This is a genomic window from Aminobacter ciceronei, assembly GCF_014138625.1.
Classification (GTDB): Bacteria; Pseudomonadota; Alphaproteobacteria; order Rhizobiales; family Rhizobiaceae; genus Aminobacter; species Aminobacter ciceronei.
The window spans coordinates 1-23,914 of the sequence record NZ_JACJHY010000056.1; the positions used below are offsets into that span (position 1 = coordinate 1).

Below are 23,914 nucleotides of genomic sequence, written 5' to 3' on the forward strand. Positions count from 1 at the left end.
AAACGCACCCGCCAGTGCAGGTTGCCGGCGTGATAGCCGAGTTCAAGCGCGTCGCTTGCCGAACGCGGCGTGAATCTCAGCCAGCGCTGCTCGCCGGCGCGCACGATCACGGCGCGATGATGGTCGAGCACCAGCACGGCGCCGTCATGCAGCTTCTGGTCGCGCGGCAAGGTGATCGCCACTTCCTCGCCCTTGTCGGTCCGGGCCATCAGCCGCCGGCGGTCGAGATCGCCGACTGCCACCGTCACGAACTCCACGGCGTGGTGGTGTTCGAGATGATGGATCGCCTCATGCAGACCGGGATCGTTTCGGCTCCCGACAACGCTCTCAACTCGAAGCATTGCTTCCTCCTTCTGCCCCGCTGCAGCCGCCACCAATTAGAATGAACCTGTTACTTCAAGACCCTCAGGCGTTGCCCGTCAGCAGGTCATAGAGCGCAAGCGCCACGACACTCGTCGCCAAAGCAAGGTCGTCAATCTTGAGCTTCTCGTCAGCACGATGGGCATTGGCCTCGAGCATCGTTCGCGGGCCGGCGCCATACAGCACGGTTGGGATTCCCGCATTGAAGTAGTGTCGTGCGTCCGTGTAAATTGGAACTCCGTGCGTAGGCACGGGTTTGCCGATGAGGTCCGAGGCATGCCTCTGCAAGGCATCGGCCAGACGTTCCTGCCCGTCGAGCGGCTTCAGCGGATTGGCCAGCATCAGTTGCCGGACATGGCATTCGATGCCCGGCATCTCCCGCGCCGTCGCCTCGATGAAGGCGATCAGGTCGCGCGCCACATCCGGACCGTTCTCTTCCGGGATCATGCGGCGGTCGACGCGCATCACGATCTTGTCGGGCACGACGTTGGTGTTGATGCCACCCGAAATGAGCCCCACCACCAGCGATGGCGTGGTGATGCCTTCGACCGATGAGCGCTGCTCCGAAAAACCCGAACGCAGCGAATAGAGCCGGCTCAGGATGTGGGTTGCCGCCTCCAGCGCGTCGATGCCCGTTTCGGGCCGTGCCGCATGAGCGGACTTGCCGCGGACGTCGATGTCGAGATGCAGGCAACCATTGTGGGCGGTGACTACGCCATACGACAGGCCGGCGCAGATCGCGTAGTCTGGCTTGGTCAAGCCTTGCTGTAGTAGATAGAGCGGGCCGATGTCGCCACCGACCTCTTCGTCATAGGTCAGGTGGATCTCGATCGTGCCCGACAGCTTTTCGCCTAGCGCACGCAGCGCCAGCAGCGCATAGGCATAGGTGACGAAGTCGGACTTCGAGGTTGCCACACCCCGACCGTACATCCAGCCATCCTTGATCTCGGCGCCATAGGGATCGACGGTCCAGCCTTCGCCAGGCGCCACGACGTCGCCATGCGCATTGAGCGCGATCGTCGGACCGGGGCCAAACGTATGGCGGACAATCAGATTGGTGGCGCTGATCATGCCGACGCTTGTAACCAGCGCGTCGGGCACCTTGTGTCGCTCGACCGTGAAACCAAGGCCTTCATACAACTGGGCAGCACGATCGGCATGCGCTGCGCAATCTCCGGGCGGGTTGTCGGACGGAACTTTGACCAGTTCTGCCAGCATGCGCACCTGGTCGTCGCGATGAGACCGGATGAATTCTGTTAGATGCGCCCCACCTTCTGATATCTGTTTTGTCTTCATCATGGAGTGTTCCATCCAATGACATAAGGATCGGCAAAGTTGTACTCTTCGAGATTGTTTCCCAGACCCCCACGATCTACCACCAGAAAATCTTGCTCGTTACCCAGAGGAGAAAGTACTCCGTGCCAGACATTGCTGTGGTAATTCACACCCTGCCCCGCTTGCGCAATAAATGCCCTGGGCGCCTGCGGAACACCTTGCCGGTCAAGACATACGACCACCAGGAACGCCCCCTGCTCCGTCGGGATGAAAGCCTGGCTTCCATACGGATGCCTCTCGACAGCGGAAACAATTAGTGGAAGCTCGTAGTGACGGCTCCGGACCATAGAGATCAGAACTCGCCCTTCCGGGCCACCCACCTGTACTTTCGCGAGATCGTGAAAGCGATCGGCCATACCGCCGTTGATCGAGTAACTGCCATTACCATCTATCTCGATTACATCACCGAACTCGCGAAACCGTTCTCGTGTGAGCGGCTCAATCTCAACAACTTGTGGCATGTTCTCGTTCCAAGCTCAGATACCTAAGATCACGAAATGCCGCTCAATGCAGATCTGGGATGCTTCGAGCGGCATTGCTATCACTACACTCCCTGATGCTTGTGCCAGTGGCGCGCAATTTCATCTCTTCGACAAATCCACACGCCCTCGTGCTTTTGCACATAATCTAGAAAGCGCTGGAATGCCGCCCACCGACCCGGCCGGCCGACAATTCTCAGATGCAGGCCGGTGGACATCATACGTGGTGTCCTGTCACTCTCGCGATAGAGCACGTCAAACGTATCCTTCAGGTAGGAAAAGTACTGATCACCTGAGTTGAAACCCGCGGCCGACACAAAGCGCATGTCATTTGCTTCCAGTGTGTACGGTATTCGCAAATGCTGCTTGCCATCCACGGTCACCCAATATGGGAGATCATCTGCATATGTGTCGGAATCGTAGAGGAACCCGCCTTCTTCGACTACGAGCTTCAATGTGTTCTGACTGCAGCGCCCGGTGTACCATCCCACAGGACGCTCACCGGTGATCTTTGTGATGGCCTCGATGGCCAGCTTCATGTGGGCGCGTTCCGTTTCCTCCCCCATCCATTGATGGTCGATCCACTTCCAGCCATGACTGGCGATCTCATGGCCGGTGGAATGCATGAATTGGCCTGCTTCGGGGTAATGCTCGAGAGCTAGCCCGTTGGCCAGGACTGTGGACTTGATCCCCCGGGCGTTCAGCTCGTTGAAAACTCGCCAGAAGCCGACACGTGTGCCGTATTCGTAGAGAGATTCCATATTCACGCTGCGCACACCGAAAAGCGGGGGAGCACCAATCATGTCGGAGATAAAGTTTTCAGAATGAGCGTCTCCGTGAAGTACGCTGTTCTCTGAACCTTCTTCAAAGGCTACGATAATCTGCAGCGCCAGCTTGGCGCCATTAGGCCAATTGGCATTCGGCGGATTATTGCCGTAGCCGACCATGTCGCGAGCATAGGTCATGTTGTTTTCCTTTCGACTTCAGCCGTTTTGATCGGCACTAACTTCTCAAACGACCCGGGATTAGGGGCCTGGACGATTTCTGCGACGTTCAAAGATGTCGGACAGTTCCAGTATCATCCTGTTTTACGGCGTCGGTCCCGATGCCCGCCGCTGCGCGCTGCTCACCCACTCGACGGCGGCCCTCAAGAAGCGGTCCGAGCACCGAACCCAAGGAGTCAAGGCTGGCGGCAAATACCAAGGCGAGACCAGCAGCAACGAGCTGCACGAATGGCGTCACATTTAGCTGCGTAAGTCCGTTCTCCAGAACGCCGAGAAAGATCCACGCTGTCGCAACACCACCAATCCGTCCGCGACCACCGGCAAACGCAACGCCGCCAAGCAGCACGATCGTCAGAGCTTGGAGTTCCATCTGCAGGCCTAGTGCGCCAGGTGCAGAACCATCAAGGCGTGCAGCCGACATCACGCCAGCCAGCCCGGCAGCTGCCCCGGTAACGACATAGAGAGCAAACGGCAGTGCACGTACCGGCAATGCGGCCAAAAACGCAGCCCGCGGATTTGACCCAATGGCGTAGACGTATCGCCCCCAGGTGGTCAGCGAGATAAAGATCGCGGCAGCAACGAAAGAGATAGCAACGATCCACAGCTGAATCGGAATATGAAGAAAATCACCATTGCCCATCACCACGAAGAACTCGTCCAGGCCCGATATTTCGTTCTGCTGTATAAGCAGCGTGGCCCCGCGGAGAATGCCGAGCATACCCAGGGTAACGATAACTGGATTGAAGCGGAGGACCCCGCAGAGAACCCCGTTTATGGTGCCACCCAGCGCGCCCCCACCAATCCCGACCAACATGCTCAACCAGGGTGAAAGGCCCCATTCTGTATTGGCGAGAGCAACGAGCGTACCGGCAAACCCGATGTTTGATCCGACCGACAAGTCTACGTGCCCTGCGATCACCAACAAGGCCATCGCCGCCACTAGAACACCGATCACGGCATTATTTGTAAGAATCACCTCAAAGTTCGAAACCGTAAGAAATGTCGGCGTCTGCGACGTGAAATATACCATCATTATAACAAGCGCTATCACTAGGATATTATTGATAATAACTTCCGGGCGCTTGATTTTGTTTAGGATTGACGTTGAGCTGGATTTTTTTACCTCAACGGCATTATTCGATGTGGTTGACCTGGTCATCTTACTCTCCTACATGCGCCAGGTGGAGCAGGCGCTCTTGATTAATTTCGGCCCCATGCAGAACTCCAGCAACCTGTCCTCGAGATAGCACTACGACGCGGTGGGCCAATTGCATCAACTCTTCCGGCTCCGACGAAGTCACCACGACCGCAAGCCCGGCCTTGGTACTCTCCGAGAGGACGGAGTAGAGGTCGCCGCGAGCGCCAACGTCCACGCCTTGTGTGGGCTCATCGAGCAGCAGCATCCGACAATCCTGGCCCTCTTGGAGCCACCTGCCGAGCACTAGTTTCTGCTGGTTTCCGCCTGAGAACCGCCTGGCTTCAAGATCAGAGCGCCGCGGCTGCAGGTTCAACTTCCTTGAAATGTCGTGAAATGCTTTTTGCTCTGACCGTTTGCTGCGAAACCCAAGGGTCCCAAGCTTGGCGGCGCTGGCCATCGCTACATTTTCACCTGCCGTCAGTGTCTGAAAGACACTCTTCCGAAGTCGATCCTCTGGAACCAGCGCTATGCCGGCCCGCACCGCATCGGACGGTCGGCGAAGCTTAAGCGCCTTGCCATCCAGAGTAATCGTACCGCCCGCCAGCGCTCGCGCTCCGAACAGCGCTTCAAGCAACTCGGTCCTACCAGAACCTACCAAGCCAAATACGCCTAGGATCTCGCCCGAATTTACGTCTAGGTCGACCGGCCCAATACCTGGCGCAGTCAGCCCACGAAGCTGGGCCAGGGGAGATCTTGTTTTCTGCTGACTGGCGTAGTCAGGCGGTTCAGTTCCCACACTCCGGCCTGCAATCGCGCTTACGATCTCTTGTTCTGTTACGTCCGAGACTCTGGCTGAAAGAACAACCTTGCCGCCTCTAAGGACTGAAACTCGATCAGCAATTGCGAACACTTCGGCCAAACGATGTGTTACATATAGGAGTGGTAATTTTTGCTTCTTTAGAGAGAGAAGCTGCGCCGACAATTGCGCTGCTTCGCGTTCCGTCAATGATGCCGTTGGTTCATCTAATATCAAGAGCTTTGGCTTCGTGCGAAGTGCCTTGACAATTTCGATAACCTGTAGTTCCGCGTTGCTAAGCTTAAGCAAGTCAGCTTCGGGGTCGATAGTGACGCCTAGCTCCGCGAACCATGAGCGCACTTCCCGTGCTTCCTGGGCTTTGCGCACAAACGGACCGCGCTTGTATTCTTGCCCAAGAAAAACATTGTCAAGCACATTGAGGCCTGAGGCTAATGACAGCTCTTGATATACTACGGCAATACCAGCCCGCATTGAATCGCGGGGTCCGCTTGTTGTAAACGGTTTCCCATCGACCTCGATCACGCCGGAATCAGGCTGCTCAGCCCCCGACAAACACTTGATCAATGTCGATTTCCCGGCACCATTGGCACCTAGAAAGGCATGGATTTCTCCATCCTCAATTTCAAGATCGACCCCCTTAAGGACTGGAACGCCAGAATAGGCCTTCTTGAGATTGCTAATCACAACAGACACGGAAACCACCTTATTTGATAGTATTTCCTCTATATCTTGCGATAAGGACCACGCCTCTGCGCCTGGTCCTTATCGCGTCGACATCGGCAGGAATTGCGGCTCTATTCGATGCCTTGCTGCTTCAGGTACTTGTCAGCCAGGGGCGATTTTGCCTCAACCAACTCCAGCGCGATGATACGTTCGGCTACGGCCTCACCACGCGCCAGCTTGTCAGCTGTCGTTGCGATCGCCTCGCCCAAGTCAATCAGCGGCAGCGCCATCGAAGCACGATAGATGGTATCGCCGCTTCGCAGCAATTTCAGCGCACCGGGGGTGCCGTCCATGCCGCCGATGAACGCTTTTGGATCAGTCTTGTCGCGCCCAGCGGCAATCCATGCCTTGTATGCGCCCTCTGTTGCAGGATCTTCGATGCCGAGGATCACATTAACTTCAGGGTGCGCTTGAAGAATGCTGCGGGTCGTCTCGAGACCCTCAGTAGCGCTAATTGCGTCCTGGCGAGCAACGATGGTCGCGCCGGGCGCAACGCTGTTGAGCCCTTTGGCGATGCCATCCGCTCGAGAACGCCCCCAGAAGGCGCCTTCGTAACCTAGAATGACAACATTCGCTTTTCCGCCCAAGTTGGAGTTAATCCACTTGCCGGCGTATTCCCCAAGAACTGCCGCAGACTCGTACTGGCTGAAACCAACGGTCGCATCCTGGTTCTCGAGCTTTTCCGCATACGTGATCCACTTGATGCCGGCGCTGCGAGCCTTCTTGGCTACGCTTTCGAACACCGCCGGATTAAGGGTAACGCAGACGATGACTGCGACCTTTTGCTCGATCCACGTATTCAGCGTATTGATCTGCTTCTTCAGGTCTGTTCCGGGATCGTCTACAACGACTTGATAGCCAAGCTCTCCCCCCTTCTTCTTTGCGGCTTCCAAAGTGGCGATAACTGCGCCCTGAAGCGACGAATTCGGGAAGCTGACGGCGATTACAGGCTGTTGTGCGAAAGCAGGCATCGGCATCGCAACCGAAGCGGCGGTGAGTCCGGCCACTCCGAGTGCCATAAAGTTTCGCCTCGACAAGGCAGTCCACATTTTCTTTGACATTGCTTATTCCCCTTTTTCTATCACAGTTTTTCTTGTTGAAGAAACCTAGATCACCAGAGACTATTCATACCCCTTTCTAGCAACAATAACGCCGTTGCTTATTTCTATTACTGTTCCGAACGGACTTGACAAGCGCTTGAGCCGAGAGAGCAGCTGATCCAGCGCATCTCCTTTCGCAAGCTCAGGCAACCGCCTTGCGTTGAGGATGTGAGGAATGAGGCGGAGTTGGGTGTCCTCGCTCGCTTGTGAGCGATACAGAGCGACATAACCCTCGGCCGACATCTCGCTCCAAAGCTTCTTGACCTTAGGATCCGCTTCCATAAAGACCTGCTGACCGACCAGCGTTCCCAAACCGTACAGAATTGGTTTGTTCCGGTAGAATTCTATCGGATGGATCGCATGGGGATGGTGGCCGTGAATGAGGTCGGCGCCCGCGTCGATCAACCCATGGGCCAGCGGCTGCTGGTACTCCGCCAACTCATCGCCAGAGCCGAAGCCCCAATGAACGGTCACAATCAAGAAATCGAAGCGAGAACGGCATTCGCGGACACACTCGCTGGCAAATGCCAAGTCGCTGTCATGGACATGAGTGCGAACCCGTACAGCCGACAGGTCGCCCGGCTCTTCCATCTGATAATATGGATCGATCTCGTAAGAGGTCACCACCTTCAGGCCAGCGATCCCAGGCCTCTGCTCTGCCGCGCCAGCCCCTGTCGGCACAAGGCAAGAGAAAGCCAGCACTCCCACGCGAGTTCCGCTGAGAACAACCTCTGCCGGTGCAATGGCCTCGCGTAATGTTCCGCCGGCCCCGATTGTGTGAAGACCTGCAGACCGCAAGCAATGCAGGGTATCTTGCAGGCCCTCCCAGCCATAGTCGACAGTGTGATTGTTGGCGACTGTGACAACGTCTAAACCTAGCGCATCAAGGTCAGACGCAATCGATGGATCCGCGCGTATGTTCAGCAGCTTCTGAAGCGGCTTCACTGCGCCAGTGAGCGGCATCTCAAAGTTGCCAATGGCCAGGTCGGCGTCATGAAGATGCCGCAGCACCGCATGGACATCCGCCATTTGGGCGTCGCTTCGCAATTGCTCAAGCGGGATGACATCCCCAGTCAAGGCCAACGTCGGCACGATATCGCTCCTCCAACTGTTCCCTGGTCCGCAGCAGGCTCAAGCCCTTTTTTGCGCTGTCTAACCTATCGATAGCTGTTTACTACCTAGCTAACAGGGTGTACCGTAATTGAGAGCGCCAACAGTGTCAAGGCGCTACGCAGCGACCACAACGGGAGATCCAGAGGTGACAAAAAGCACACAACCAGACTTTGCGAGCAGCTACATCAATTTGGCGAGCCCGCAGCTTGGTGCCGAAGCTGTCTTTGCCAATGATGAGTTTTTTGCTTCAAAGGAAAGAATGTTGAGCCCGGCCAGTCCGGTATTTGTTTTTGGCAAGAAGGACGATACGCGGCCAGGCTTGTATATGGACGGATGGGAGACGCGACGTCGCAGGACCGAAGGGCACGATTACTGCATCGTGAAGCTTGGGATACCGGGCATCATTCACGGCTTCGACATCGATACCAGCCACTTTACCGGGAATTTCCCTCCGGCCGCTTCGATTGAAGGCTGCTTCTCAGCGCAAAAAATCCCGGCGGACGATACCCAATGGGCTGAAATCCTGCCGGCCACGGAACTTTCCGGCAATTCACATCATTTTTTGCCGGCCTCACATCCAGGGGCCTTCACTCATATTCGGCTGAATATTTATCCCGATGGAGGCGTAGCTAGGCTCAGGGTATATGGCGAAGCGGCGGTAGATTGGGAAAAGGCAAACCAAAGTGCAGCACATGAACTGTCAGCCTTGCGACTTGGTGGCCGCGCCCTGGCAGCCAGCGACCAACACTACGGGTCGCCCAACAATCTGCTCTTGCCTGGATCCGGGGATTCTCCCATCGACGGATGGGAGACACGCCGGCGGCGCAGCCCGGGCAACGAATGGGTGGTAATTGAGTTGGGCCACCGAGGCCGCATTTCGGAGATTGAGGTAGACACAGCGCATTTCCGCGGGAACTATCCAGACAGATGCTCTGTGCTGGCCGCCGACCTGAGCGGAGTAGACGTGCCTGGGATAGTCACGCAAAGCATGTTCTGGCGGGTATTGCTTCCGGAACAAAAGTTGGAGATGCACAAGCGGCATGTATTTGAACGGGAGATTCTCGATCTTGGCGGCGTATCTCACTTGCGCTTCAACGTATTTCCGGACGGTGGTGTGATGCGATTCCGCGCGTCGGGGAAACTCGCCTAATGCGCAGGCCTATGAGCAACACGGAGGCTCATCGGTAGCCTAACGCTGTTGTATACGCGGCGCACTTGATACCCCGTCCAGGTATTGGTGGGCATCGAGTATCAGGTTTGGCGTTTCTATCAAACCTGATACTCACAGGAGACAAAAGAATGGAACGTGTTAACTTATCGAGGCGGAAGCGCTCGCTATCAAATGAAGTCTGCGAGCGGATTATTCATGACTTCATTGCCAGCGAAAAGGTCAAGCCCGGTTCACTTCTGCCGAGCGAAAAGGAACTGACTGAAAAGTATGACGTCTCAAGAGTTACGTTGAGGGCTGCGGTCAAAAGCCTTCATGATCGAGGCGTTGTAAGCGTTCGAAATGGAGTGGGCGCAACTGTACTGCCGCAGACGCCTGCTTCGTCGGCAATTGTGCATCATCTCGATAGGCTTGCGTCTCTGGACAAGGCTGCGAGCGACGCCGGCAAGCTTCTTGACACCGAGGACCTAAAGTGGGGCCAAGGTATCGTAACGCCAGAAATAAGCACTAAGCTACGCCTACCCGTAGGCGATCCAGTATATTACGTTCAGCGCTCAAAAACGCTTGATGGCACAAAAATCGCGTGGACGATAGACTGGCTACCGACGACGATTGTCGATCTAGATCTGCTTCGGAATGAATTCAGAGGCTCGCTTCTTGACGCATTGTTGTTGCATTCAGAGCTCGAGTTAAATTACGCCGACTTGGAGGTGGCTCCGCAAATACTTGACTCTGAGATCGCAAGCCATCTAGGAACCGCGGCTGGAGGACCAGTGCTTTATCTAGATACTGTCGTCTATGGAGCAGCAGGTCAGCCTGATATATGGGGACAGGTGTGGGTACTGCCGGAGCACGTTCGTTTCTTCATTCGTCGGCACATGTAAGCCTTGAAAGGCGGCCCGAGCTCTTGCTTAGATAGAGCGGCCGCCTAACTGTAGGCAAGAAAGCGGGACTTTCCGCTGAGGCGAGCTAGCCGTCTGTGCCGAGCGTAACTATTGCTAGCCGGTAAGTTCACCCCTCATGAGCGCACCCCAATTGCTCATTGTCGGATCAATTCCTGCAAGCATGCATCCCTTCCAGAACGTCACAGCAATTGAATCGATGATAGGCTTGCCAAGTTCCCGCTCCATCTCCTCGACAAGCAGCGTCGCCGGAAGGTTGGTACATACGACTGCAATGCAGTCAGCCTCTGGGGAGTCTGCAGCACGCAATAGCTTGCGAATGTCGTCCATCGAATTGTTGCCGATGTCGAGGTTCACGGACTGCCTCAACGAAGAGTGCGACACGACATTTACGCCAAGTCGACCGTACACTTCACAGATTTTGGTGGTGACTTCGTCGACATAAGGAACGGCCAGGCCTATCCGCGTAGCTCCCATTGATCGGAACACTTCGTGAAACGCGAGCGTAGCGGTGGATGCCCGAAGGCCAGTACGTTCCGAAATCCTCTGGCACAACTCTTCATCGCGCTGCAGCCCAAGCCACGATGCCGACGTTCCGTTCCATACGATCGCATCCAGGGGAGCGTCTGCCAGAAGCTCTGCCGCTGCGACCATAGTATCGAGCGCAAACTGTGCTTCCGTCGCTTGATCGAGCCGAACAGCCTTTACGCGCAGCCGAGCAAAATGATGAGAGCAGCGATTTGCCAATCCCACATTCATCAGAGACGTGATCGTCTCCAACGCCGTGTTCGAAGACGGCGTGATATGGCCAATCTTTTTGAGCTGTTGAAGCGACTTCAGTGTAGTATCAACGTGACCCACGCTTTCATTCCTCTCGTTTTCGAAAGTAAGAACTTTGCAGATGCCGAGTTATGATGGAGAAGACTCCAGAATAACCTTCCACCCACGTGTTTCCTGGAGAGACTGGCAAATCGAAGGCAGATTTTCAGAAATATTCGACGCTTCCGCTTCTGCCTGAGAGACGTCGGCTGCGCTCCAGTCTCGCCTGGTGGAGGAATGTACTGATATCCAACCGGCAACGTGATCGTTATGCACTACAGGTGCCAACATCTGTGCTTCGACACCATAGGCATCAACAAGCGCGGCGGGAGGACGAACTTGTGAGTTGGAAAACTCCGATTGCACCAGAACCTTCCGCGTTTGGATTACCCATTGTGCAGTGGCGGCACCCCGTTGATCGACACTTTCATCATGTTTGATGGACGGGGAGCCTTCTGCGACCGCCTCTCCAACTACAGGGAAGTTCCGCCCGTCCACATCAAGACGCAGCGTCACTCTCATCGTCCCCAACCGATGTCGCAATTGTTCCAGGTGCTTGTCCAAATCATCCAGAAGGCCGCTGCAATCTCCACGATCGCTGCTGCCACGGGGGTCTTCCTCGGCGCCAAGGCCCTGTGCGCGACCAAGGTTGAGTTCTTCGTCATTGAGTAGCGCGTAGGCTGTATAGGCAGCCACATTGGCGACCTCGGACACGGCCGCCATATCAAGCAATGCGGGAACGTCGCCCGAACTATGATAGTAGGGATGCTGAGGAGGAAATCGCCAAAACCAGCAAGCGGGCACCCCAGCATCGATAAACGGATTGAGATCTGCGGCGCGAAGAAGGCTAGCGTTGGTGAGATCTTCAATCTCCCACCCAATCTCTGCCGCTCGCGCAACGGCATAGTCTGCGATGCCCGGATCGGCCAGCAGCGCGCGCCGGCCGGGGAGCGCCCATGCCAATGCGTCAAGATTGATCATCGCGACCGTTGACCTGAGATCTGCCTCGTGTCTGCGGCAGTAGTCCGTTGCGCCCCACATGCCGGGTTCTTCGGCACAGAACGCAACAAGCTTCAATGTTCGTCTGAAATCTTGTCCGGCCCACCGGTCCGCAAGTGCGACAAGCGCTGCAAGACCCGTCGCATTGTCCTGCGCTCCAACTCCCTCAAGTTGCGTATCGTAGTGGGCTCCCACCACGACGCATTCGTCGGTTGCGCCAGGGATTTCCCCTACCACATTACCCGATGTAAACGGCTTGTACCTGGCGCTATGTTCGATCCGCAGGCGAACGACGCCGTTGGCGACGTAAGTCAGCAGTTGCGCACCATCGTCTCGGTCGATTGTGACGCCTGGCACGGCGAGCGGCCTGCCCTCGAAACTCGGCGCCGTCGGCACTGGATACAACTGTGCCGTCAAGTGAGAAATCGTTCCACCCGGCGTCTCACTTATGACGACAATGCCGGCGACCCCCTTCTTCACCAAGAGCTCTGCAAATAGCCATGGCCAGTACGAATGCATCACAGCTATCCGCCCATTCAACGGGGGCAATCGCGCGAGGATATCCGTCAAGTCGTCAATGCTGGAGGGCCGTCCAACATAGATCGCTACGCCCTCCGCCTGAGCACTCGCAGTGTACTGCAGGCCGACGGCTCGAAGCGTCTGGAAAGGCTTTAGTATCTCGCACGTCGCCCCAACAGCCTCGTATGACAACAATTCCACTGGTTCTGTCCGGACTCGTTGCAGACCCGCCGCATTGAAGCGGTCGAGCAGGAACGAGCGAGCTGCAGCCTCTCCAGCTGTGCCCACGAAACGATTACCAATGCCACAAATTTCATCTACCAAGCTCGCAACGCTCGCGCGATCGAGGCTTGGCCATTGAGCCATGCCAGTCATCACATTCACCTTCGTAACTTCAGCTGCGCTGTATCAAAGTGCGAGTACAGGCGAGCGTCGGCTGTAGGGAATGAGCAACTCTCCACCGCCTGATCGAACGATGAAGGACTGTTCGTTCTGGATTGCTCCGATGGCAGGAAGGAAATGGCCGATCTCGAGATTGATCACCATATTTTCCTCAAGCGGAAAGTCTGCTGAGACATCTATGCAATCGTCGACGATGCGCCCCCCACAATCGGGAACGATGATTGGATATTCACGCACATCGAGGCCAATACCATGACCTTGCGGCTCATTTCCCTCGATTCCTCCCTTGGCGAGAGCATCACACATTGCGCGAAACACCTCTGACGACCTCACACCAGGTCTTAATGCGCGCCCACCAGCAGCGACACATTCCTTCAGCGCCGCGTCCTTCGTGCGCACCAATTCCGGTGGGGCCTCGAACATAAAGCTCATGCCAATGTCAGCCCAATAGTTGCGATAGATCGCGCACCAGTCGGTGAAGACGACCTCGCTGCGCGACGGCGCATAGGTTGGTTGAGTAGTGAGCCCAACCCCCCCGGCCGCCAATTGGACGGCCGCGAAGTCAGCACAATGTTCGCCCAGGCGGATGCGATATTCTCTCTCGATCGCTTCGAGAGTGCCATCTGGTTGTGCCTGCTCGATTGCTGCTGTGGCCGCCCTTTCGGCAATATTGATCGCAGTGCGCATCCGGTCGATTTCCGCATCGGTTTTGACCATCCGGACCAGCCTGATGAGCTTGGTGCAGTCCAGAAGCGTTGCATCAGGCAGCAAGCCCGCAAGGGCTAAGCGCCCACTGTCGCCCATGCCCTCGATTTCAACGCCGATCCGGCTGCCATCCGCGAGACCACGTTCGCGCATGACAGCGACAAGCGCCTCCGCAGCAGTTTCATAGGAGTTGCCGCGCATGACCTCCCCAGCCTTACCGACAAAGCCGGCTGGGCTCATCGATAGGTCAAAGGGGAAATTTCCTCCAAAGAGCCGAACGTCCCGGATCCACACATCGTCCGAATTCATCGCAAACCGCGAACCCAAGATGAGCGTCGGCTCCCCTTCGGCAGGGATTAGGACAAAGCCTGAAAACATCAACTCGCTTGAAGCTTCAGGGGTAAACATGTACTGACGCATCGAAGATTCTAATGGCCAGCTGTAGCCTGAAAAATAAGTAATACTCTTAGGCGATGTGGCAATAATCGCTGAAACGCCAGCTTCCTTCATATACTTGATGGCTCGTTCACGATTGTACAGCATTTCATATCCTCCAAACACAAAACCTTCAGACCGACAAGTATCGGCCGAGAACCTCAGGATCTTTTGCTTCCGACGCAGAGCCTTCCCAAGCAATTTGACCTTTCTCCATGAACAAGACACGATCGGCGATATCGAGAGCGAGACCGTGGTTCTGTTCAGTGAGCAGGACAGCAAGTCCGGCATCGGCGAGCCGGCGCAACATGCCCCCGAGCTCCGCTACGACCAGGGGAGCGAGACCTTCACTGGGCTCGTCGAGCATGAGTACCTCGGGCTGGGACAAGAGCGCGCGTCCCACCGCCAGCATTTGACGCTCACCGCCAGACAGCTGCCGTCCCTGCGAACCCGCCAATTGTCGCAGCTTGGGAAAGAGGCCAAACACCTTATCGATACTCCACTGCCCGTTGCGTGCGGACACGCCTGCGCTCGTCTGCAGGTTCTCGAGCACTGTCAAACTGCCAAGGGAGCGGGAACCAGAGGGAACAAGTGACAGTCCGGCCCGGACGCGGCGAAACGCTGGTGCTGTGGCAATCTCATTTCCTGCCAACAACACTTTCCCTCGCCTCGCAGTCACAAAGCCCGCAATGGCCATGAGCGTGGTTGTCTTGCCAGCACCATTGCGGCCAAGCAACGCGACGATTTCGCCTCGCCCCACATGCAATTGTGCATCGAACGTGACTTGGCACTTGCCGTAAAAGGCATCCAAGTTATTCACTGTCAACGCGGCGGATACCGGGTAAGCTGCGGTCGTCATTTGTGGATTCCTGCTGTATCCGAACCGAGATAGGCGGCAATTACGTCAGGGTTGCTTCTAATCTCCTCCGGCGTCCCTTCGGCTAGTACCGCCCCGTTGCACAAGACAGTTATCCGGTCTGCGATGCCGAACACGACTTCCATGTCATGCTCGACAAACAGGATAGTGAGTCCCTGACTATGGGCGATCTGCCTGATCGCATTCACAACCTGACGGGTCTCGCCTGGCCCGACACCTGCTGTAGGCTCGTCGAGGCAAAGCAGTTGTGCTTCGACCGCAAGACCCATAGCGATCTCAAGTGTCCGTTGATCACCATGAGAGAGATCTGCTGCTCGAACCAACGCCACATCGCCAAGTCCGACATTTTCAAGGATCGATGCCGCACGGTCTCGAACAGCCGCCGGAAGTTTGCCCACCAGGCGTGAAGTTCTGCCACGCACGCTCGCCTCTGCGAGTGCGACATTATCGATTGTGGTCAACGCAGGGAAAATGTTCGGCTGCTGAAACGATCGCCCCAAGCCTAGCTTGACGCGGTCCCACGGGTTGGCAAAGGTGATGTCCTTGCCTGCGAATTGCACTCTTCCTGCATCTGGCCGAAGCGCCCCTGTAACCAGATTAAAGAAGGTCGTTTTGCCGGCACCATTGGGTCCGATGATCGCGTGGATCGTACCCTTCCGGACCTTCATACTTACGTCACGCGTAACATGAAGGCCGCCGAAGCTCTTGGTCAAATTGGACACTTCGAGGAGCACTGGCGCATTTTTGGCATCAGCCCGAGTCGTTTGAGGGCCCGACACTGCCGAACTCGGGGCGGCAGACATTACCGTCGCACGCTGAGGTATAAGGGATCGCGCATCGCCCAGAAGGTTGCGCAGACCTGCCTCAAGCGCCCCCATGATGCCACTGGGCATACCAATCGCAACGATGACGACCACGAGCCCTACAGCAACGTCCCAGAACTCAGTGCGCGAAGCGAGCTGATCCGTAAGGAGCGTGTAGAAGATGGCGCCAACGACTGGTCCAAGAAAGTAACCGAACCCGCCAAGAAGCGCGACGATCAGCGGAGTCGCGGACATCTGCCAGAAGAACAAAGCGTCCTGGACCTGGCCTTCGTAGATAGTAAACAGTCCGCCGGCGAGGCCCGCAAAGAAGGCGGCCATGATGAAGGCAGCATACTCGTAGCGGATTGGTGAAATGCCGATGAACTGCGCTCTTAGACGGTTCTCGCGAAGACCACGCAGGGCGTCCCCAAACGGTGAACGGGTCACTATCCATAGCACCAACGCTCCGCCCGCCACGCAAGCCAAGGTAAACCAATAAAGCTTGCTGAGATCGAATGCCCAGCTGGGCTGGAAATCGCCAATAAGCCCTTCATCGCCGCCAGTCCATCCTGGTGTACCGTGTGCGATTGCATAGACAAGCTGGGCCGTGCCAAGTGTCAGCAGACCAAAATAGATCTCTTTCCCGCGCAGCACGATTGGAGCAAGTATCGCGGCAGCAATAGCTGCCGCGAACGGCGCCACGATCAAGCCAGTGATCGGATTCCATTCTAGTCGAGAAACCAGAAGAGCAACGGTATAGGCGCCGATGCCGAAGTAAGCAGCATGCCCAAACGTCAACAGGCCACTTGTTCCAAACAGAAGGTTTAGACTCAGCGAAAACATTCCCACAACGAGAGCCGAGCCAAGAACCAGTACTATCGTACTAGGGAATATTATTGGTGCACATATCAGCATGCTTGCACAAATAATAGCTGACAATAAAACTACTGGGCGCACCCACACTGCTGCGTGTTTTGTCTCCGAGAGCACGCTCATTTCGGACTGTACAGCAGACAATTGGTTCAGTGACATTGTCTCACCCATGGGTACTTTCTGATTTTCCTGTACCGACATCATCTCACCTTGCCGAAAAGACCCTGCGGACTAATTGCGAGCACTGTTACAAGCAAGCCGAATACAACTATCAAGGACCAGGACGGCGGAAGCCAAATCAGTGCAATCGAGCTTGCAACACCCACCATCAACGAGCCCACAAGAGCTCCGCCGATACTGCCCAACCCGCCGATGACAACGACGACAACGGCCTTAACAATCACGTCGAGGTCTAGGCCAACAGAGATGGTTTGCTGGGGGGTCACAAGAGCGCCGGCAATACCTGCAAAGAAGGCGCCAAGAGAGAAGACTGCCGTAAAGAGGAGCGGAACATTGACGCCCGCCATTTCGAGAAGTTGGCGGTCGTCGACCGCGCCCCGGATCAGTCGACCTAGAGAGGTTTGATACATGATAAGCCACAGCGCGATCACCGCCGCACTCCCTACGCATATTAGGAACAGCGAATAGGTAGGGAAGTAAGTTCCAAGCATCGGGACGCCCCCATCGAACAAGGGAGGCATGGCAGTCTGTCGCGGCGCGGATCCCCAGATGCCGCGCACTAGCCCGCCAATGATCATCACCAGGCCAAACGTGACGAGCAATTGAATCGCTACATCGCGATGATAGATGCGACGAAGGCAGACAATTTCGATCAACGCACCGAGCGCAGCGACTGAAAAGCCGGCAAGGAGTGCGCTGATCCAGAACGATACGTTTCCAGTTCCAACGAAGTCGCTGATCGAAGTCGCGAGGAACGCGCCCAGCATGTAGACCGAACCATGTGCGAAGTTGATGATCCGCAATGCGCCAAACACCAAGGTAAACCCAGATGCGACGAGGAACAGAACAGCCGCCGCGGAGATTCCAGAAAGTAATTGCAGCAGAAATTCATTCATAGGAATGCCTCCCACGAGGTCGAAGCAAGCAGGCATGACTGTCGCCATGACTGCTTGCGTGACCTATTGCTATTGTGCTGACGTCCAGCGCGTCGAAGTCTTCCCGGAAAGGATTGCTTCATAGAGGGGCTGTGGGATAACGTCCTTCGTCCACATTGCCTTGCTGTCGGACGACCAGTACGGGTGCCCCAGTTCGCTATCGTCGACAACTGGGCCTACATTGGACCAGGCATTTGCTTGGTGGTTCGGCATGATTTCGACGCCGTCTCCATAGACCGAATCGAAAGTCAGCCCGCCCTTTTTCGCGGCGGTATCCAGCGCGTTGTAGTCGAAGCTACCAGCAGCCTTTACCATTGATGCCCACATCTGGACCGCTGAGGCAGCCGCGTACGCCCACTCGTCGGGAGCCGCGCCATTGTTGGCAGCCTTGTATGCCTCCGTGAACTCACGCCCGACCGGTGTCGCAGCCATGGTTTTGACGTTGGCCCGCATAACCCCGTAAGTGTTGGCAGGCAGGTTGCCGTTTCCAACCGCCTTCAACGTCGCTGTATCCGGGTAAAACATCGTCAAGATATCCAGCTTCCGCTGGTTCCATATCTTATATACCGATCCCAAATCCGGGCCGAGCAGGTTCCCAAATACACAGTCCGGGGACTTGCTGGAGATCGCCTGAATGATGGCCCCAAAGTCCTTGTTCTGAAGGTTGTAGGGCTGGTCCACCACGATCTGCGCGTCGGGTTGCGACTCCGCCAACTGACCTCGAAAGGCTGAGACGATGTCTCGGCCGGCAACGATGTCAGGATACAGGAAGCCGTATCGCTTGCATTTGCCGCTCTCGACAAGATATTTGGCGGCTGCTCTGCCATCCTGATACAGGGTTGAGATGGCCATGTAGTTGCCCGGCTCGCGTGCATCCATAACGAACTGGGCGTCACCGCCTTCACCGGAAAACAGCGGGATGCCTTGTGCGTTCGTGATCTTCGCCATGCTGAGCATGCTGCTGCTCAATGTCGGGCCAAACACCACATTTGGCTTGTTTGTGGCGATAGCCTTCTTGAGCTCTCTAACGGCAACCGCCGGATCCAACTGCTCGTCCTTAATGGTGAGCTTGACCTTACAACCGAGCAAACCGCCGTCCTTGTTGATCAGATCGATTACGGTTTGAGTTGCAGTCGACTGGCTCGGTCCGAGCACGCCGAGGCGTCCCGAGACGTCGCTGACGATCAGCGCCTGAGCCTCGCCGTTGACGCATCCGCCAGTCTCGGCCGAAGCAATTCCTGAGCTGAACGCTGCGCCCATAAGGCCAAGTGTAAAGCTGCCAAGCACGGTCCTCATTGATCGGCTAGTTCGCCAATCACGTACCGAAGAACGAAACATTTTCATTGATTTCCTCCCGTTAGTACCTTCGGCGCCCTTCGCCTCAGGGATTGGTCAACACCGGACGGCGCTCATGCCAATCGGTCGCTCTTTGGAACGCCTGCCCAATGCGCAGGATCATTTTCTCGTTGAGGGGCGCACCGACTAATTGAAGCCCAACCGGCAACTGCTGGCTCGTAAACCCACATGGCACACTCAATGCCGGCTGGCCGACGAGGCTCCATGGACATGTGTATTGGATGAGCCGACCCATATCCCGCGCGATGACCATCTCGTCGAGAGGCATCGATGTGCAGGGCAGTGTCGGCAATGCGAGGGCGTGAATACCTGTCCTACCAAACAGCTTCGAGAGCTCGTCTTGTAGCGCACGGCGAGCGCGGTAGGCGGCCTGGAGATCAGCTGAGGGCGTCAGTAGCGAGAGCTCGATGAAACGACGAACCGGTTCACTGTATAGCTCCCGCTTTTGCGCCAGCCATTGCCTGTGTTGAGGGCCAAACTCGCCAGTGATGATTGCCGTCGCAGCTGGGAGAGCCAACTCTGCCAAAGGCAAGTCCACCTCGACAAATTCAGCTCCGAGTTTGCCGATTACATTGATCGCGTCAGCAACCAAACGCGCGACGCTTTCATTGGGAGCTGGGCCGAACCTGTCGAGCCGCGGCAATCCAATCCGAACACCCCGAAGCTCAACATCGACATCTGCGCAAAAATCCGGACTCGGCCCCAGCCACGTCCTGGGATCTGCGGGATCCTCGCCAGCTATTGTGTTCAGCACGATTGCTGCATCACGCACCGAACGTGAGAATATGCCGACATGCTCGACTGTCGGAACAGTAGCACCACGCACAGTACCCTTTGCGCTTACGCGGCCGTAAGTGGGCTTTAGGCCTACAACGCCCGTTACCGCAGCTGGTTTGCGAACAGAGCCTCCCGCATCCGTGCCAAGCGCAAAGAGACAAGACCCGACTGCCATCGAGGCTCCACTGCCGGCACTTGAGCCTCCCGGATAGTGCGCCAAGTTCCAAGGATTGCGCGTTGGTGGGACGTCTTGGCCACTGGCAAACTCGTGGGTAACATGCTTGCCTACAAGTATTGCTCCGGCCTCACGAAGCCGGGCAACTGCCCAGGCGTCATGAGAGGAGCGGTGCCCCGCCAGTACACGCGAGTTAGCCTCCGTGGGCATGTCGCTCGTTAAAAGCACATCCTTGACTGCAAATGGTATCCCATGCAGGGGGCCTCGCGGCTCGGTTGCATCTGCTCGGTGCGCCGCGGCGAGCGCCTGCTCTGCTCCCACATAGGCATATGCATGCACCGCTGGCTCTGTTTGTGCGATCCGCTCGAGTGTCGCCTCCACTAGTTTGACGGAGGTCAGTGACCCCTTCGCAATCCGCGATGACGCCTCGTGAATTGTAAGATCTGCAAGGTCAGACATTCCAACGTGCCTCCATGCTAGGCATCACATCCTCCAGATCAGCTTGAAGGAGGAGTTCCGTCGCGTTCAAATGCTGCTCGAGCGAAACGGCTAGCGGCGATAAGTCCTCATGGCCCACCTGTATGCCGGCAAGGTGAGCCAGAGTGGCGATATCTTCGGGCGAAACCCGGCGTACAATTTTCGGATGCGAGGTCTGGCTCACGTTCTGCTCCGTGCAATTGGCCAATCGATTGGATGCGCTACATCCGCGATCCAAGTAGTTGCACTACGGGCTGACGTGTTTGGTGACGTATTTGCCGTACCCGAGCGGGCCTACGACGTCGCCGTCCCGATAAACCACCGTGCCGCGAACGATCGTGGAAACGGGGAAAACCCTTACTTCCCTGCCGTGGTAAGGGGACCATTTGGCCGTCTGGTCAAAGAATTCCAAGGCTTGGCCGTCGATTACACGCTTCCCGTTTGTTTCCAGGACAACAAGGTCTGCGTCAGCGCCTACCTGAATGGCACCCTTGCGGGGATAAAGCCCAAGAATCTTGGCTGGATTTACCGCCATGGCCTCGACAAGCTGCGCTAGGCTTACCCCTCGCTTGAAGATCGCTTCAGTTGCGACCACGGGAAGCATCGTTTCCAGGACGTTGCCCGCACCGGGGTTCTGGTTCCAGATGTCGGCGCCGTTGATCTTGGTCAAAGGTGCGTGGTCCGATGCGATTGAATGGATTTCGCCCCGGGCGAGCCGATCCCAAAGTCCATCAACGGCTTTGCGAGACCGCGGCGGTGGGTTCCATTTCAGGCGCGCGTCATCGCCACCGGACTCCAAATCCAGGCACAACTGATGAGGCAGCGTTTCGGCCCAAATATCTACGCCGTCTCGCCTTGCGGCGGTGATGACGTCGACAGCTTCCGGGGTCGAAATGTGCACCACAATAACGCGAGCACCCGTCGCCTTTGCAAGCGTCGCCAAGCGCTGAACGGCATCCACCTCAGCAAACCACGGGCGTGCTTCGTCCCATGCCGCAGGCCCGGTCTTGCCTTCTGCCCTGACGCGCGCCGTCTCAGCGCTTACAATGCCCGCATTCTCACAATGCGCCATGAGCGCGACGTTTTCGCTCTTCACCCGCCGCATCAGATCCATAAGCTCCCCATCCGAGGTGCCAGCGAACATGCCGGGAGGTGCGACATCTCCAGTGAAGATCTTTATCGAGATGACCCCTGCCCGTACCATGGCATGGACTTCCTCTGGGCGGTCGGGGCAATATCCTCCAATTGCGGCGTAGTCGACGTGATACTTGTCTCCAACCTCGGACAACTTCGCACTAAGCAGTTCGCTTGTGATAGTTGCCGGGCGGTCCAGAGGCATTTCGACCAGCGTTGTCACGCCACCGCGTGCGGCTGCCCGTGTAGCAATTTCGTGTGTCTCAACCCCATAGCCCCACCAGCAGTGAAAATGCTGATCGACTAAGCCTGGAATGACCACCTTTCCAGACGCATCTACTATTGTCTCTGCATCGATGCTCTCTGACGATATTTCAATAATTTTTCCGCCACGAACGCCAATGTTTGCAGTTACCAGATCGCCTCCTGGCAGCATCACTCTTCCGTTCAGGACAGAGAGATCACATTTTTGCATGTTAAGGCTCCACCTAATATTTGACCGCACTGATCTCATGCACCGACGGGGTGCCGGTTCACATTGCTAGATCTTCAGAGCCCTGCAGAGCGTTGATCTCTCCGAATAAGGAAACACCATCTGCTACATATGTCAACTTTTCGAATTTCATTTTTTCACGTATTTAATCCGATAAATCGACAATCTTAGGCCAACAAGAACTTATGATTCGTCTCCGTTGATTCACGAACTGCGATATTTTTGTGCGTTTTCATATAGTTAGATGAAACCCTCAGCCGTCACCCCTCGCCCCAAATCGCGCCTTGCCGTCTTTTGAATCGACGAAAATTGCATACCTCCATCACATTTATCGCACCAGATGTCGGGAATTCGTTGACATAATAGGCAAATTCGGTGAGGGAGATATTCAACAATCCATGGGAAATTGCGCGCAATGCGCACGACTGCGGTCGAGGGAGTTTCTGTGCGATAAAGACCCCTTGCAGATCCGACGTGAAAGCACTCAAGTCGGCTCTGGACAGACGCAGTCGAGCAACCGATTACGTGTTGCTTGCAGTGAGGACGAAAGACGACATGGCAAGCCGGAAAAACGAAGCGAACTTGGTCTACGACATGCTAACGCGTGCGATCATCGAGCAGGCCCTCGCTCCGGAAACAAAACTCCCTGAAGAGGCGATCAGCAAACAGCTGAACGTCAGCCGACATGCGGTCAGATCTGCGCTTCAGATGCTTGCCGCCGATGAGTTGGTGGAGATCAAGCAGAATAAGGGTGCAACAGTTGCAAAGCCTAGCGTGGAGCAGGGAAGGGATATCCTGCGAATGCGCATGGAGCTGGAAGATGTTGTCATCCGAACGCTTGCCGGCAAACTGACGGCCGCTCAAGTCGAAGAGCTTCGCAATTCGGTCAAGCTTGAACATGAGTATCTCGAGAAAGATCCTGCGTCGTACAAGGGACAAACCAGCTCCTTCCACCGAACGTTGGCCAGGATGACTAACAGCAAGCTTCTATCTAAGTATCTTGAGCCTCTGCTGACGCAGAGCTCGCTGGTATTTTACATCTATGGGCGTCCTCATTGGACGAAGTGTAACTCAGATGAGCATACCGAGATAATCGATGCCTTAGAGATCGGAAACATCGATAGAGCACAATCGATAATGCGAATGCATCTCGAAGCTATTTATGAGCGAGCGTTCTCTGACGACAAGATAAGCGATATCAAATCGCTTCACGATGCACTCGATAAATACACTCAAGTGGGCAACAGCGCTCTCCGTAAAGCGAACGCCTGAGCGTTCAAATTGCCTGAGTGATTGCAGATGTCTGCCCTGGACCGCGGAATAGCGCCTCCCATGGGCCGCGTCGTGATTTGCACACCGCGGCCTCCCGCGCGCTCCAACGTCGATGCGGTGTCAGCACAATCTTTCCTTGCACTTTGCCAAAACACCAGCTCTCCACATGTTGGTTCTACGATCGCGCGCGAACCACTTGGCCCCTAGACACACATCTTAGGCCTACAGGCCGCGCCAACTGCGCACTTCTCCTAGCTTTGGCGCCGATGGAGTTCCTTGGCGGTCATGGGGCGGACAGATGCATTGGCTCGGCAATTTGCGCACTGCCTCATTGCATGTGCCACAAGTTTTTCAAAACGCACGGCTGCTCGATTTGTCTGACAGGAATAAATCATTCATGACAGTTGAAATTGACGAAGGAAGCTGCTAGGTTCTCTCATGCTGTTAGCTTGTCACAGGCAGCCAATCAGGTGAGGAAACCGGGATGTGCGGAATTGTAGGACTCTTTTTGAAGGACAAGTCGCTGGAGCCCCAATTGGGCGCA

21 protein-coding genes are annotated in these 23,914 nt (G+C 56.1%); 3 read left to right on the forward strand and 18 right to left on the reverse strand.

What is annotated here, in order from left to right; all coding sequences use genetic code 11:
* From HNQ95_RS31450 to HNQ95_RS31485, 8 genes are all read right to left on the reverse strand, one after another.
* The coding region (locus HNQ95_RS31450) for an urease accessory protein UreE (RefSeq protein WP_182576091.1) at positions 1-341 on the reverse strand (341 nt) is incomplete at its 3' end.
* 64 nt (positions 342-405) lie between these two features.
* On the reverse strand, positions 406-1,659 hold the full coding sequence (locus HNQ95_RS31455) for an ArgE/DapE family deacylase (protein WP_371746485.1): 1,254 nt from the start codon (positions 1,657-1,659) through the stop codon (positions 406-408).
* Positions 1,656-2,156 carry an ureidoglycolate lyase gene (locus HNQ95_RS31460; RefSeq protein ID WP_182576092.1) on the reverse strand — a complete coding sequence of 167 codons (501 nt, stop codon included), beginning with the start codon at positions 2,154-2,156 and terminating at the stop codon, positions 1,656-1,658. The genes HNQ95_RS31455 and HNQ95_RS31460 overlap by 4 nt, the downstream gene beginning before the upstream one ends.
* Positions 2,157-2,239: 83 nt before the next feature.
* Positions 2,240-3,139 (reverse strand): allantoinase PuuE, encoded by a 900-nt coding sequence (puuE, locus tag HNQ95_RS31465; RefSeq protein ID WP_182576093.1) that lies wholly within the window; start codon positions 3,137-3,139, stop codon positions 2,240-2,242.
* 88 nt (positions 3,140-3,227) lie between these two features.
* Positions 3,228-4,337 (reverse strand): ABC transporter permease, encoded by a 1,110-nt coding sequence (locus HNQ95_RS31470; protein ID WP_182576094.1) that lies wholly within the window; start codon positions 4,335-4,337, stop codon positions 3,228-3,230.
* Position 4,338: 1 nt separating this feature from the next.
* Positions 4,339-5,826: a sugar ABC transporter ATP-binding protein gene (locus tag HNQ95_RS31475; protein ID WP_182576095.1), complete on the reverse strand. Its 1,488-nt coding sequence runs from the start codon at positions 5,824-5,826 to the stop codon at positions 4,339-4,341.
* Positions 5,827-5,927: 101 nt separating this feature from the next.
* Complete coding sequence (locus HNQ95_RS31480) at positions 5,928-6,863, reverse strand: sugar ABC transporter substrate-binding protein (RefSeq protein ID WP_210289183.1); 936 nt, start codon at positions 6,861-6,863, stop codon at positions 5,928-5,930.
* 114 nt (positions 6,864-6,977) lie between these two features.
* Complete coding sequence (locus HNQ95_RS31485; RefSeq protein ID WP_182576097.1) at positions 6,978-8,048, reverse strand: CapA family protein; 1,071 nt, start codon at positions 8,046-8,048, stop codon at positions 6,978-6,980.
* A 166-nt stretch (positions 8,049-8,214) separates the two neighbouring features.
* Here HNQ95_RS31485 and alc point away from each other — a divergent pair, with 166 nt between their 5' ends.
* Both alc and HNQ95_RS31495 read left to right on the forward strand, forming a co-directional pair.
* Positions 8,215-9,219 (forward strand): allantoicase, encoded by a 1,005-nt coding sequence (alc, locus tag HNQ95_RS31490; RefSeq protein WP_182576098.1) that lies wholly within the window; start codon positions 8,215-8,217, stop codon positions 9,217-9,219.
* 149 nt (positions 9,220-9,368) lie between these two features.
* A complete protein-coding gene (locus HNQ95_RS31495) occupies positions 9,369-10,121 on the forward strand; it encodes a GntR family transcriptional regulator (RefSeq protein ID WP_182576099.1) in 753 nt (250 codons plus the stop codon).
* A 114-nt stretch (positions 10,122-10,235) separates the two neighbouring features.
* On the opposite strand, the gene HNQ95_RS31500 is transcribed toward HNQ95_RS31495, so the two are convergent.
* The 10 genes from HNQ95_RS31500 to HNQ95_RS31545 all read right to left on the reverse strand — a co-directional run bounded on the left by HNQ95_RS31500 (position 10,236) and on the right by HNQ95_RS31545 (position 22,080).
* Positions 10,236-11,000, reverse strand: a complete 765-nt coding sequence (locus tag HNQ95_RS31500) for a maleate cis-trans isomerase family protein (protein WP_182576100.1) — start codon at positions 10,998-11,000, stop codon at positions 10,236-10,238.
* A gap of 48 nt (positions 11,001-11,048) precedes the next feature.
* On the reverse strand, positions 11,049-12,851 hold the full coding sequence (locus HNQ95_RS31505) for a M28 family peptidase (RefSeq protein ID WP_182576101.1): 1,803 nt from the start codon (positions 12,849-12,851) through the stop codon (positions 11,049-11,051).
* A 33-nt stretch (positions 12,852-12,884) separates the two neighbouring features.
* On the reverse strand, positions 12,885-14,126 hold the full coding sequence (locus HNQ95_RS31510) for a M24 family metallopeptidase (protein WP_182576102.1): 1,242 nt from the start codon (positions 14,124-14,126) through the stop codon (positions 12,885-12,887).
* 25 nt (positions 14,127-14,151) lie between these two features.
* On the reverse strand, positions 14,152-14,877 hold the full coding sequence (locus tag HNQ95_RS31515) for an ABC transporter ATP-binding protein (protein WP_182576103.1): 726 nt from the start codon (positions 14,875-14,877) through the stop codon (positions 14,152-14,154).
* Entirely contained in the window at positions 14,874-16,775 is a 1,902-nt protein-coding gene (locus HNQ95_RS31520) for a branched-chain amino acid ABC transporter ATP-binding protein/permease (protein WP_182576104.1), read from the reverse strand. The genes HNQ95_RS31515 and HNQ95_RS31520 overlap by 4 nt, the downstream gene beginning before the upstream one ends.
* Positions 16,772-17,647: a branched-chain amino acid ABC transporter permease gene (locus tag HNQ95_RS31525; RefSeq protein ID WP_182576105.1), complete on the reverse strand. Its 876-nt coding sequence runs from the start codon at positions 17,645-17,647 to the stop codon at positions 16,772-16,774. The genes HNQ95_RS31520 and HNQ95_RS31525 overlap by 4 nt, the downstream gene beginning before the upstream one ends.
* 69 nt (positions 17,648-17,716) lie before the next feature.
* Positions 17,717-18,982 carry an ABC transporter substrate-binding protein gene (locus HNQ95_RS31530; protein ID WP_182585854.1) on the reverse strand — a complete coding sequence of 422 codons (1,266 nt, stop codon included), beginning with the start codon at positions 18,980-18,982 and terminating at the stop codon, positions 17,717-17,719.
* A gap of 85 nt (positions 18,983-19,067) precedes the next feature.
* Positions 19,068-20,453, reverse strand: a complete 1,386-nt coding sequence (locus HNQ95_RS31535; protein ID WP_182576107.1) for an amidase — start codon at positions 20,451-20,453, stop codon at positions 19,068-19,070.
* Entirely contained in the window at positions 20,446-20,655 is a 210-nt protein-coding gene (locus tag HNQ95_RS31540; protein ID WP_182576108.1) for a hypothetical protein, read from the reverse strand. The genes HNQ95_RS31535 and HNQ95_RS31540 overlap by 8 nt, the downstream gene beginning before the upstream one ends.
* Positions 20,656-20,718: 63 nt before the next feature.
* Entirely contained in the window at positions 20,719-22,080 is a 1,362-nt protein-coding gene (locus HNQ95_RS31545) for a dihydroorotase (protein ID WP_182576109.1), read from the reverse strand.
* Positions 22,081-22,572: 492 nt separating this feature from the next.
* On the opposite strand from HNQ95_RS31545, the gene HNQ95_RS31550 reads away from it, so the two are divergent.
* Entirely contained in the window at positions 22,573-23,370 is a 798-nt protein-coding gene (locus tag HNQ95_RS31550) for a GntR family transcriptional regulator (RefSeq protein WP_182576110.1), read from the forward strand.
* Positions 23,371-23,914 lie beyond the last annotated feature (544 nt).

Coding starts and splice junctions, on each gene's coding strand:
- HNQ95_RS31535 (WP_182576107.1), bottom strand. CDS start 20,453: ATGTCTGACCTTGCAGATCTTACAATTCACGAGGCGTCATCGCGGATT.
- HNQ95_RS31470 (WP_182576094.1), bottom strand. CDS start 4,337: ATGACCAGGTCAACCACATCGAATAATGCCGTTGAGGTAAAAAAATCC.
- HNQ95_RS31505 (WP_182576101.1), bottom strand. CDS start 12,851: ATGACTGGCATGGCTCAATGGCCAAGCCTCGATCGCGCGAGCGTTGCG.
- HNQ95_RS31515 (WP_182576103.1), bottom strand. CDS start 14,877: ATGACGACCGCAGCTTACCCGGTATCCGCCGCGTTGACAGTGAATAAC.
- HNQ95_RS31495 (WP_182576099.1), top strand. CDS start 9,369: ATGGAACGTGTTAACTTATCGAGGCGGAAGCGCTCGCTATCAAATGAA.
- HNQ95_RS31525 (WP_182576105.1), bottom strand. CDS start 17,647: ATGAATGAATTTCTGCTGCAATTACTTTCTGGAATCTCCGCGGCGGCT.
- HNQ95_RS31545 (WP_182576109.1), bottom strand. CDS start 22,080: ATGCAAAAATGTGATCTCTCTGTCCTGAACGGAAGAGTGATGCTGCCA.
- HNQ95_RS31520 (WP_182576104.1), bottom strand. CDS start 16,775: ATGATGTCGGTACAGGAAAATCAGAAAGTACCCATGGGTGAGACAATG.
- HNQ95_RS31455 (WP_371746485.1), bottom strand. CDS start 1,659: ATGATGAAGACAAAACAGATATCAGAAGGTGGGGCGCATCTAACAGAA.
- HNQ95_RS31530 (WP_182585854.1), bottom strand. CDS start 18,982: ATGAGGACCGTGCTTGGCAGCTTTACACTTGGCCTTATGGGCGCAGCG.
- HNQ95_RS31510 (WP_182576102.1), bottom strand. CDS start 14,126: ATGCTGTACAATCGTGAACGAGCCATCAAGTATATGAAGGAAGCTGGC.
- HNQ95_RS31460 (WP_182576092.1), bottom strand. CDS start 2,156: ATGCCACAAGTTGTTGAGATTGAGCCGCTCACACGAGAACGGTTTCGC.
- puuE (WP_182576093.1), bottom strand. CDS start 3,139: ATGACCTATGCTCGCGACATGGTCGGCTACGGCAATAATCCGCCGAAT.